Here is a 12,186-nt window from a genome sequence, read left to right on the forward strand (position 1 = left end):
ACGAGTGTCGGGAGTGGGGATCTTTGCCCGGAATCCAGTCGTTCTACGAGGTGCGGGGGCAGAACTCGGCTGCGAGCAGCGCGGGTTCGAGGCCGGGATCTGCCAGTCCGTCCGTGTTCACCCGGAAGGTGAGGACGTGACGGCCGTCGACGGTGGCCGCGGTGCGCACGTAGCTGCCGCTGATCCGGCCGTTGTGCCCCCACACCGTGACGCCGCACGACAGTTCTACGGGGAACAGCCCCATGCCGTACGAGCCGTGTGCGGTGCGGGTGTCGCGCATCTCGCGCAGCAGGTGCGGGGGCAGCAGGTCGCCGCCGAGCAGGGCCGCGTAGAAGCGGTTCAGGTCGGCGAGGGTGCTGACCAGCTCGCCCGCCGCGCCGGCCACGCGCGGGTCGAGCGTGGTGACGTCGGACCCGTCCGCGGCGTACGCCCGGCCGTGCGGTGAGGGAAGGGAGCTGCGGCTTCCCGGGAAGGATGTTCCTGACAGGCCGAGGGGGGCGATGATGCGCCGCTCCGCCTCGGCGGCGTAGGAGTGGCCGGTTACCTGCTCGACGACCAGGCCGAGCAGTACGTAATTGGTGTTGGAGTAGGCGAAGCGGCCGCGGTCGGCCGGAGGGTGGGTGAGCGCGATGTGTACGGCCTGAAGCGGGGTGACGGGGACGGTGCCCCCGGTGTCCGCGGTGAAGTCGTGCAGGCCGCTGGTGTGCGTCAGCAGGGCGCGCAGGGTCAGTTCGCGGCCGTCGTTGCCGGCGCCGCGCACCAGACCGGGCAGGTGGTCGTCCACGGTGTCGGACAGGGACAGCCGGTGCTCGGCGGCGAGTTGCAGGACCACCGTCGCGATGAACGTCTTGGTGACACTGCCCGCCCGGAAGTGGTCGGAGCGCGCCATCGCGCCACCGGTGGTGGCGAAGCGCGTGCCGGACTCCTCGCGGGCCAGCAGAGCGGCGGCCGGGGCCCCGCCCCGGGTGACGAGACGGGCCAGCGCGGCGTCCGTAGCGGCTGCGACAGGACTTCGGGAACGGACCGAGGGTCCGGTCGGTGAGCTCGCCGGAGCCTGGTCCGGCAGGTCGGCCGGGACCAGCAGGAACAGCGCCAGGGACACGGGTATGGCCAGGAGTGTCCGAGGTGTCCGGCGCGCAGGCATCGGCGGTCCTTCCTTGTCGCGGTCCATCATGCGGGACGTCGTCCCGCGGGTCCGCGGCGGTCCCGGCCCGAATGACGTCGCGGTCGCCGGGCCGTCGTCGCGTGAGAGGCACCCTGGGCGCTGAGCGCTTGTCGGGTGAGGGACAATGGAGGCTCTGTCAGGGCGGGTTGCATGAGGGGACGCATGTCGGAGGCGGAGCGGGCGGGAGCATCCCGTCAGGACAAGAGCGAACGTCTCCTCGCCGGGCGGTACCGGCTGGGGGATGTTCTCGGCCGCGGCGGCATGGGCACGGTGTGGCGGGCCAAGGACGAGACCCTGGGCCGCACGGTCGCCGTCAAGGAGCTGCGGTTCCCGTCGAGCATCGACGAGGAGGAGAAGCGACGGCTGGTCACGCGCACCTTGCGCGAGGCCAAGGCGATCGCCCGGATCCGCAACAACGGCGCGGTGACGGTCTTCGACGTGGTCGACGAGGACAACAGGCCGTGGATCGTGATGGAGCTCGTCGAGGGGAAGTCGCTCGCCGAGGTCATCCGCGAGGACGGGCTGCTCACACCGCGGCGCGCCGCGGAGGTGGGTCTGGCGATACTCGACGTGCTCCGCTCGGCGCACCGTGAGGGCATCCTGCACCGGGACGTGAAGCCGTCGAACGTGCTGATCTCCGACGACGGCCGGGTCGTGCTGACCGACTTCGGCATCGCCCAGGTCGAGGGCGACCCGTCCATCACCTCGACCGGCATGCTCGTCGGCGCCCCCTCCTACATCTCGCCGGAGCGGGCCCGCGGGCACAAGCCCGGCCCCGCGGCCGACCTGTGGTCGCTGGGCGGTCTGCTGTACGCGTCGGTGGAGGGCGTCCCTCCGTACGACAAGGGTTCCGCGATCGCCACGCTCACCGCGGTGATGACCGAGCCGGTCGAGCAGCCGAAGAACGCGGGCCCCCTGGAGAGCGTGATCTACGGCCTGCTGGCCAAGGACCCCGCGCAGCGGCTCGACGACGCGGGCGCGCGCTCCCTGCTCAACGAGGTGCTGCACACGCCCGAGCCGAAGAAGGCGGAGCCGGAGCCGGTCGACGCGACGAAGGTCGTTGCCCTGCCGCCGGTGCCCGACGAGGGTGCTGGCAAGGGAAGTTCGGGCGGCGCCTCGGGCAAGCGGGGCGAGGAGGCCGGGGACCGGCTGCGCGGAGCGCTGCGTTCCGTGCGCAAGGCCGCCTCGGCCGCCGGAGCCGCCACCGCGGCGGCGACGGCGCGTGCGAAGGAGTCCGCCGGTACGGCGGGGAGCGAGCGAGCGGCCTCCGCCGGTGCGGCCACCTCGTCGTCGCCCTCGGAGCCGGTGTCCGGGAAGGCCTCCGGGGCCGGGGCGGCCTCCGCCGGGAAGACGGGGGCTCGTGACGGAGCGTCGTCGGACTCCGGTTCGGCGGCGGGCTCGGCGGCGGCTTCCGCGGGCTCGGCGGGTTCGGCCGGCGGTGTCTCCGGGTCGGGCTGGCCGGTGGCTCCGGAGCGTCCGCCGCGGCCGGCGCCGCGGGCGTCGCTCACGGATGTCGTACCGCGCCGGACGCTGGTGATCGTCGCGGTGCTCGTGGCACTGGCCGTGCTCGGGACCGTGCTGGCGCTCACGCTCGGCGGCGGGGACGACGAGGGGGCCAAGGGCGGCAAGAGCGGCGACACCAAGTCGGCCGCGTCCAGCGGTGTGACCGCCGGCGGCAGCGGCAGCGACGACAACGACAAGGGCGGCGCCGCCCACACGGACAGCGGCGACGACAAGTCGGACGAGGACAAGGGCAAGGGCTCCGGCGAGGACGGGAACGCGGACGACACGTCGGACCCGTCGGCGAGCGCGGAGGCCCCGTCGGGCGGCTCGGACGGCGGCAAGGGGTCGGACTCCACGGCCGTGTCCAAGTACAAGAGCGCGCAGGGCTTCTCGATCGGGCTTCCGAAGGGATGGAAGTACCAGTCCACGGGCGCCGCGGGTACCCGCTTCACCGGCCCCGACGGTCAGAAGCTCCTCGTCGGCTGGACGACGACGCCGAAGGACGACCCGGTCGCGGACTGGAAGAACCAGGAGCGGTACATGGTGCGCTCGCAGTACCAGCGGGTGCGCATAGAGAAGGTGGACTATCGCGGCTGGAACACGGCCGACTGGGAGTTCACCTACTCGGAGGGCGGCACCGAGTACCGGTCCATCGACCGCGGATTCGTCGTTGACCCGCATCAGGGATATGCCCTGATGTACACGGCGAAAGCGGCCGACTGGGACAGCGATCTGCGCAAGGACACCTGGAAGACGCTGACCAAGACGTTCCAGCCGAAGTCGTGACGTACCGCTCACCGGTGTGACGTTCCGCCACGGATGGTGGCCCTGAGATCTCGCATCCCCGCTTGCGGGTTGCCTCCGGCACGTATCGTGAGTGGTTGCGGACCGTACGAAGCCGTAACGGAACGCAAGGCGAACGGAATTGACCAACCGATCGGCCGGGGGAGGCATCGTGGACGACTATGCGGGACGGGTCCTCGCCGACCGCTACCGGCTGCCGCTGCCCCCGTCCGACGAGTACGAGTTCGCCGAGTCCCGCGCCTTCGACACCTACAGCGGGCAGGAAGTCCTGGTACGGCAGGTGCCGTTGCCGGAGGTCGTCGAGGCCGAGGTGCTCGACGCGGACGGACTGCCCGAGGGGTTCGTGGCCCGGGACGGCGGGGCACGGCGGGCGTCCGCGCGGACCACCCGCCGGCCCACCGAACCGGCCGTGCGCAGGGCCGTCGAGGCCGCCCAGGCCGCCGCGCAGATCCCGGACCATCCCCGGCTCGACCAGGTCTTCGACGTGTTCGCCGAGGGCGGGTCGCTGTGGATAGTGAGCGAGTTGGTGCCGGCCAGGTCCCTGGCCGCGCTGCTCGCCGAGAAGCCGCTGAGCCCGTACCGCGCCGCCGAGGTCGCCGCGGACGTCCTCACCGCGCTGCGCGTTCTGCACGCGCACGGCTGGGTGCACCGCAACATCACCGTGCGCACGGTGCTCGTCTGCGACGACGGCCGGGTCATGCTGACCGGTCTCGCCGCGGGGGCCGCCGAGGAAGCGCTGTGCGGGTACGACCCGGTGCCGGCCCGTGAGGACGTCGGCGGCGAACCCGTGCCGGGGACCGGACCCGAGGGCAGCGGTCGGGCGGGGCACGGACCGGCAGGGCACGGCGGTCCGGCGGGCGCGGACACCTCGCGCGCCGGCGTGGGACCCGGCACGCGGGGAGCGCCCCGGGGCGGCGGAGGCCGCGGGCCCGGCGGTCCCGCTTCCGGGAACGGCGGTGTGCCCGGCGTCGCCGTGGCCGCCTCGTCCGGAGCCGACCCCGAGGCGGCGCGACGGGCCGCGATCGAGGCGCGCGCGGAGCACGGCACGTCCCTTCCGGGGATGCCCGGAGCCGCCGCGGCGGGCACCGGCCCGCGGGCGCTCGAAGCGGGCGGCCCGGCCACCGGGGGCGGCCGAGGCGCGGGCGGACCCGGCGGCGACATCCGGGCGGCGCGGGCAGGAGCCATCGCCGCGTACCGTGCCGGGGCGCGCGCCGCGGCACGCGTACAGGAGGAACAGCGGGGCGACCGGTTCGCGCTCCCGGCGCCCAGGCCCCCGGAGCACCCCGGACAGCCCGACGCCCAGGTGCCGGGAAGCCCCGGCCCGCACGAGGCCGGACACGGCGGACCGCCCCAGCTGCCGGGCCAGGGCGTGGAGCGCCCGCACACCGCACCTCCCGGTCAGATCGCCGATCCGTACGGCGTCGGAGGCCGCGGCAGCTGGCACGGCGCGCAGCCGCGAGCCGGGGCCGTCGGCGGCGACGGCCGGCAGGGCGCGCTCCCCGGAGGCGCGCACGGCGGTGCGGTCGCACGGAGCGGCCTGCCCGCGCTCGCCCCCGGACAGCAGACCTCCACCACCGGGCCGGGCGATGGCCCGGGCGTGCCCGCGCAGACCCACGGCGCCCCTCGGGGCGCCGACGCCGGCCGGGCACCCGGTGACGGACGTACACAGGGCCGGTCCTACGGAACCGAGGACGGACCGGGGCAGGGCCCGCAGGCACGGGACGTGCAGGCCGGGAGCGGCGGCTGGGGCGAGCTCGTCGGTGCCGCGCCCTCGCGGCGCGGGCCCGGCACGGCGCTCGCCGCGGAGCGGGCCCGGCAGGCCCGGATGGCCGTGGTCGGCCCCGTGACCGAGCGGTGGGCGCCCGAACAGGCCGGTCCCGTCCACGAGAACTGGCAGCTGGCGGCGCCGATCGGCCCCGCGACCGACCTGTGGGCGCTGGGCGCGCTGCTCTTCCGCGCCGTGCAGGGCCACGCGCCCTACCCGGAGGAGAACACCGCCGAGCTGGTGCAGCTGGTGTGCGCGGAGCCGCCCGCGTTCGCGGAGGAGTGCGGGCCGCTGCGGCCCGTCGTGGAGTCGCTGCTGCGCCAGGACCCCACCGAACGCCTCGACTTCGAGGAACTGCGCGGCTGGCTGCGGTCCTTGGTGCGGTCCGCGCCGGAACCGGAGGCCGGGGCACATGTCGTCGCGGCACCGCCCGTCGACCCGAGCCGGCTGCCGATCGTGCGGCGCCGGGGCGAGCTCGTCCGCAGGCGCCGTGCCGGGCTGCCCGCGACCAGCCCGCACGCCCGCCACAAGCGCGCCAGACAGGACCGGACGGCGAAACCCCGCCGGCTCGGCCGGAACCTGCTCCTGCTGGTCCTGCTCCTGCTGGCCGCCGCGATCGCGTACGCCATGGTCTTCATGCCCAAGGCCGACCGGAGCGGCGGTTCGGCGGGCGAGCGGACCGGCTCCGCAGGGGACGTCGGTTCCCCGCCCGACACGGGCGGGGACGCGAAGGCGAGCAGTGAGCCACGCCCCGACCAGACCTCCCCGGGCACGGACAAGAGTCCGTCGGGGGCGTCCAGTTCGGCCGCCTCGCAGGACCCGGACGACCCGGACGTCGCCCGGGGCTTCACCCTGCGCAAGGACCCCGAGGGATTCCGGGTCGCCGTGGCGAGCGGCTGGGACCGCGCCCCGAAGAACGGTCGCGGTCAGGTCGTCTACTCCCAGGGCGACTTCGAGCTCATCGTCGTGCCCGGCCGGGACGGCACCGGGACGTACGGCAGCGACCCGATGACGTACCAGCGGGAGAGCGAGAAGGAGTTGCAGCCGTTCCGGGACTCGACCTGGGCGACGTCCAGCGGGATGCGGCGCATCGACGTGGGCGGACGGGCCATGGCCGAGGGCCAGTTCACCTGGCAGGACTCCCAGGGCCGCTCCCTCTACGTCCGCAACCTCGCGATCCTCGTCGGCGGGCGCTACCACGTGGTGCAGGTACGCGGCCCCGAGGCCGAGCGCGACGAGGTGACCCGCCTGTACGAGCAGGCGTCGCAGACCTACCAAGTCACCGGCTGAGCACGGACCGTACGGGCGTCCGGCCCCTGAACACCGGTGTGCGCAGGCGAGAGGCGTGAACATCGGATGGTTCCCTTCCGTACACGGAAGGGAGAACCGTCACAGTGCGGTCTCCGTACGACCCCGCTTGTTCCCTGCGCGGGGACCGCTCTTTAGTCTGACCCTGTCAAGACCATTGCGGGGAAACGTGAATCAGATGCAGGGCCTGCTCCTCGCGGGCCGCTACCGGCTTGTCGACTCCATCGGCAGCGGTGGCATGGGCCGTGTGTGGCGCGCACACGACGAGGTGCTGCACCGCGCGGTCGCGGTCAAAGAGCTGACCGCCGCGCTGTACGTCGCCGAGGGCGACCTGGCCCGGTTGCTCGCCCGCACCCATGCGGAGGCGCGGGCCGCCGCCCGGATCAACCACTCGGCCGTCGTCACCGTGCACGACGTCCTGGAGCACGACAACCGTCCGTGGATCGTCATGGAGCTGGTCGAGGGCAACTCGCTGGCCGACGAGGTCAAGGAACAGGGCCGCGTCGAACCCGTCGAGGCGGCCCGGATCGGGCTGTGGGTGCTCCGCGCCCTGCGGGCCGCCCACGCCGCCGGCGTACTCCACCGTGACGTCAAACCGGGCAACGTCCTGCTGTCCGCCGACCGGCGCGTCCTGCTGACCGACTTCGGCATCGCGCAGGTCGAGGGCGACACGACCATCACGCGCACCGGCGAGATCGTCGGTTCCGTGGACTATCTGGCGCCCGAACGGGTCCGTGGGCACGACCCAGGGCCCTCCTCCGACCTGTGGGCACTCGGCGCGACGCTGTACACGGCGGTGGAGGGCAGGTCTCCGTTCCGCCGCACCTCGCCGCTGAGCACCATGCAGGCCGTGGTCGACGAGGAACCGCCGCCGCCGCAGTACGCCGGCCCGCTGGAGCCCGTCATCACCGCGTTGCTGCGCAAGGACCCCGCCACACGCCCGAGCCCTCAGGAGACCGAGCAGATGCTCGCCGAGGCCGTGGAGGGACGCCGGCCGAAGGCCGCGCAGGCGTACGTGCCGACGGAACACCTGGACACGGACGTCACGCGCCGTCCCGGGCACTCGGACCACGGGACCGGCGCGCACATGCCGCCGTCGCACGGCGGACCGGGCGTGCCCTACGGCGGCCCCGGGCCGGCCTACGGCGGACCCGGTGTCACCGCGCACCAGACCCTGCACGCGGGAGCCGCGCCCGCCCCGCGCAAGCGGCGGCGCGGCCCCATCACCGCCCTCGTCGTCGTGCTGGCGGCGCTCGTCGGCGGAGGCACCGCCATCGGCGTCAAGTACGTGAGCGACTGGCGCAAGGACAACACCTCGGTCACCGGCACGGGTGGTACCCGGACCGGCAAGGGGACCGGCGGGACCGGCAGGAGCGGGCAGTCCACCCCGACCCCCGCCGGCGCCGTCCCCGACAGCTGGGTGCGCGTGCACGACGTGGACGGCTTCAGCCTCGCGCTGCCCAGCAAGAAGTGGCAGCGGCAGGCCAACGGCTCGCAGGTCGACTACACGCCCGACGGCGGGAAGCACTTCATCCGCATCGCCGTGGACGACTCGCCGGACTTCGAGAACCCGTACATGCACCAGCTGGACCTGGAGAAGCAGCTGACGAAGCTCCAGGCCTACTCGCGGGTGGGCCTCCAGTCCAACACCTTCCGCGACTGCCCCGGCTCGCTGTGGGACTTCACCTGGACCGCGCTGCCCAAGCAGACGCCGTTCCCGGGCCCCCGCCGTGCCATCGAGCAGACCTACCTCGACCGTGACGGCGTCGAGTACGCGATCTACATGTCGGCGCCCGCAGCGGACTGGGCCACCGCCCGCGAGCAGTTCGACGTGGTGCTGCGGGGCTGGCGCCCCAAGGCCTGATACCGCCCACGCCGTCGTCGCCGCCCCGGAGGGTCCGCGTCCGGTGCGGCATGATGGGGCCCATGGGGACCGAGGGGGAGAACGTCCGTGTGATCGCGGGCCGTTACCGGCTGACCGCCAGGATCGGGCGCGGCGGCATGGGGGTCGTCTGGCGTGCCACCGACCAGTTGCTCGGCCGGCAGGTGGCGGTGAAGGAACTCTCCCTCGACGACTCGCTCTCGGCGGACGAGGCCCGGCAGCAACGCGACCGCACCCTGCGCGAGGCCCGTGCCGTCGCGCAGCTGCGGCACCCGCACATCATCGTCGTGCACGACGTCGTCGAGGACGACGAACGGCCGTACATCGTGATGGAGCTCATCGACGGCGGTTCCCTCGCCGAACGGATCTCCGCGCGCGGGCCGGTGGATGCCCGCGAGGCCGCACGCATCGGTATCGATCTCCTCGGCGCGCTGCGCCGCGCACACGACGCGGGTGTCCTGCACCGCGACCTCAAGCCCGCCAACGTCCTGCTGGAGGCGGGCAGCGACCGCGTCGTGCTCACCGACTTCGGCATCGCCCAGGTGGCGGGCGCGACGACGCTGACCGAGAGCGGCGCGTTCGTCGGCTCGCCCGAATACACCGCTCCCGAGCGGATGTCCGGGGTCAGGACGGGACCCGAGTCCGACCTGTGGTCGCTCGGCGCGCTGCTGTGCACGATCCTGAGCGGCGAATCACCCTTCCGCCGGGACTCGTTGGGCGGCATCCTGCACGCCGTCGTCGTCGACGAGATCCGCCCGCCCGCCCAGGCCGCGCCGCTCCTGCCCGTCGTGCGCGGCCTGCTGGAACGGGATCCCGAGCGGCGGCTCGGCGCGGCCGAGGCGGAGCGGATGCTGCGCGCCTTCCGGGACACCGGGCGTACGCCGCGGCTGTCGGTGCCGTACACGCCGACACAGCGCGACGTGCCCAGACCGAAGCCCGTGCCGTCCCCGTCGACCGGCACCGTGGCGGACGGCCCGCCGAAGCAGTCCACGCGGGGTGTCCTGGTCGCCGCGGCCCTGGTCGCCGCGATGGCCGGCGCGGGCGTGTCGGCGGCGGCACTGCTGATGAACGACGGCGGTGGCGGGGGCGGTACACCCTCCTCGTCGAGCACGGCCCACACGTCCGGCACACCGAGTACGCCCGGCGCTTCGCGTACGCCGTCCGCGTCGCCCGAGCGCCCCGCCCCGACGGTGACCGTGACCCGGCGGCAGAGCCCTTCCGACACCTCCCGCACCGCGCCCTCGGGCTACCACGTCGCGCGGGACCAGGGCTTCTCGCTCGCCGTGCCCGACGGGTTCACCCGCGATCCGCAAGGGGAGCGGGTCTTCTACATGTCACCGGGACAGACTTTCCGGATCGGCATCAAGGTGGCCGACCCCGAACCGGGCGGCCCGCTCGCGGTGATGCGGGAGTCCGCCGCCAAGGGCCCGGCGAACAACCCGGGTTACCGCGACGGCGTCGTCAAGCAGACCACCCACGCCGGAGCGCCCGCCGCGTTGTGGCAGTTCACCTGGGACGGCTTCGACGACGCGGAGGGGGCCCGGCACACCTACGACCTGTGCTGGGAGGAGGACGGCCGGATGTACGACGTGTGGGTCTCGGCGCCGGTCGGGAAGGTGACGGAGGCGAAGGAGTACTTCGACGTGGCGGTGGACACGTTCACGGCGTCCTGAACGGGTGCCCGCGCGGCGGTTCATGGCGTCCTGAACGGGTGCCTGCGCGGCGGTTCATGGCGACCCACCCGAGCGGGTGCCTGCGCGTCCCGCGACGGCCGCGTACGCAGGGATCCTGGCGCAGGGGCCCGGGAGCAGGCCGCACGTACTGCCGTAAACAGGAGATAAGGGATGGCGCGCGTCACGGGTCTGTGACCGGCCGCCGACGGGGCTGGAAGCCCAAGCCCCCACCACGATAGAGATGGAGACATGAGCAACAACGGGGGAGTCCCGCACGGGGCCGACGAACCAACCAGTTTCGGTCTGCAACCGCCTCGCCCGGCGGCACCGGCACCACAGCCGGCCGTCCCGTACCCGGGCAATCCCTACGCCACGCCCACCCAGGTCGTCCCCGAGCAGCAGGCCCACGCCGCGCAGGACCCGGGGACGGGCCGGCTGATCGCCGGCCGCTACCGCCTGCTCGCCAAGCTCGGGCACGGCGGCATGGGAACGGTCTGGCGGGCCAAGGACGAGACGGTGGACCGCGAGGTCGCCGTCAAGGAACCGCGCGTCCCGGACCACCTTCCCGAGCGTGAACGCTCCAACGCCTTCGAGCGGATGCGCCGCGAGGCGCGCGCCGCCGCACGGCTCGACCACCCGGCGGTCGTGAACGTCCACGACGTCGCGGTCGTGGAGGGACAGCCCTGGATCGTCATGGAGCTCGTGCAGGGCCGCTCGCTGGGAGACGCCCTCCAGGAGGGCACGCTCGGCGTCCGCGAGGCCGCACGCGTCGGCCTGGAGGTCCTCGGAGCCCTGGAGGCCGCGCACGCGGCAGGCATCCTGCACCGTGACGTCAAGCCCGACAACGTCCTGCTGGGCCGTCACGACCGCGTCGTCCTCACCGACTTCGGCATCGCGCAGATCGAGGGCGAGACCAATCTGACGGACACCGGCGGCTTCGTCGGCTCACCCGAGTACATCGCTCCGGAACGGGTGCTGGGGCAGCGCCCCGGACCGGCGTCCGACCTGTGGTCGCTCGGCGTGGTGCTCTACACGGCGACCGAGGGCGTCTCCCCGTTCCGGCGCAGCAACACGCCCGCGACGCTCCAGTCGGTCCTCAACTCCACGCCCGCGGCGCCCGCCTCGGCGAGCGGCCCGCTCGCCGAGGTCATCAACGGCCTGCTGGACAAGGACCCCTCACGCCGGCCGGGCGCGGACCGGGTGCGTCGGCTCCTGGAGGAGGCGGCGCGACCCCCGGCCCCGGCGCCCACCCAGGTCGCGCAGGTCACGCAGGTCGCGTTGCCGGACGGTAAGGGCATCCGGGTGGGCCGCAAGGCCCTGCTCGGCATCGGTGCGGCGCTCGTCGCGGCGGCCGTGGCGGCGTACCTGGTGATCGCCGACCCCTTCGCGGGGCCGCTGCCGGACGGCTGGAAGAAGGTGCACGAGAAGGACGTCGCCGCGACGCTCGCGGTGCCCGAGGGCTACCAGGTGAGCAGGCCCGACCGCTCGTCGGACAAGACCCACTGGGTCAGGTACACCGACTTGAGCGGCAGCATCTGGGTCGGCCTCACGCTGGCCAGGGAGCGGGAGGACACCAGTAAGCAGATCAAGGGCTCGGCCGCCGCCGAGATGTACGCCGACAACGACAAGTTCAAGGAGGGCGGCGAGTACGCCCTGAACATGCCCGAGGGGCCGGGGACGTCCACGGACGGGAGCACCAAGTACGAGGGCAAGCCCGCCGCGGAGAACACGGTGCGCTACACGACCACCGACAGCCAGAACCCCCGCCCGTGCGAGGTGAAGATCTTCTACTACAAGTCGTCCGCGGGCGACATGTACAAGCTCACCATCAGCTACCCGGGCAAGGGCGACTTCACGGCACGCGGCCGTGAAGTCGCAAAGGCGGCGATCGCGAACCTGGACATCGACAAGCTCTGAGGGCTCCGTCGCGGGGAGGGGTCGCCCTCAGGCCGCTTCGGCGGCCCGGACCCGCCTCGGACCGGCGGTCCCGCCTCGGGCCGGCGGTCCCGGCTCGGGCCGGCGGTCCCGGCTCGGGCCGGCGGTCCCGGCTCGGGCCGGCAGTCCCGGCTCGGGCCGGAGCGGCGGC

The 12,186-nt window shown here is 73.6% G+C and carries 6 protein-coding genes; 5 read left to right on the top strand and 1 reads right to left on the bottom strand.

The genetic code is table 11. The annotated features are described in order from the left end of the window. Positions 1-43: 43 nt before the first annotated feature. The gene (locus tag ACSYGO_RS27985; protein WP_426677436.1) at positions 44-1,144 is read right to left on the bottom strand and encodes a serine hydrolase domain-containing protein; all 1,101 of its coding nucleotides are present in this window, start codon (positions 1,142-1,144) and stop codon (positions 44-46) included. 183 nt (positions 1,145-1,327) lie between these two features. On the opposite strand from ACSYGO_RS27985, the gene ACSYGO_RS27990 reads away from it, so the two are divergent. The 5 genes from ACSYGO_RS27990 (at position 1,328) to ACSYGO_RS28010 (ending at position 12,017) form a co-directional block, all read left to right on the top strand. Continuing rightward, the gene (locus ACSYGO_RS27990; RefSeq protein WP_460388065.1) at positions 1,328-3,454 is read left to right on the top strand and encodes a protein kinase domain-containing protein; all 2,127 of its coding nucleotides are present in this window, start codon (positions 1,328-1,330) and stop codon (positions 3,452-3,454) included. 169 nt (positions 3,455-3,623) lie between these two features. After that, entirely contained in the window at positions 3,624-6,527 is a 2,904-nt protein-coding gene (locus ACSYGO_RS27995; RefSeq protein ID WP_460388067.1) for a protein kinase domain-containing protein, read from the top strand. Positions 6,528-6,723: 196 nt separating this feature from the next. After that, complete coding sequence (locus ACSYGO_RS28000; protein WP_426677506.1) at positions 6,724-8,409, top strand: serine/threonine-protein kinase; 1,686 nt, start codon at positions 6,724-6,726, stop codon at positions 8,407-8,409. Between the two features lie 62 nt (positions 8,410-8,471). Then, positions 8,472-10,100, top strand: coding sequence for a serine/threonine-protein kinase (locus ACSYGO_RS28005; protein ID WP_460388069.1), 1,629 nt, complete (start codon positions 8,472-8,474; stop codon positions 10,098-10,100). 249 nt (positions 10,101-10,349) lie between these two features. After that, positions 10,350-12,017: a serine/threonine-protein kinase gene (locus ACSYGO_RS28010; RefSeq protein WP_460388071.1), complete on the top strand. Its 1,668-nt coding sequence runs from the start codon at positions 10,350-10,352 to the stop codon at positions 12,015-12,017. Positions 12,018-12,186: the final 169 nt, after the last annotated feature.

The sequence above is a fragment of the Streptomyces krungchingensis genome (assembly GCF_054729265.1).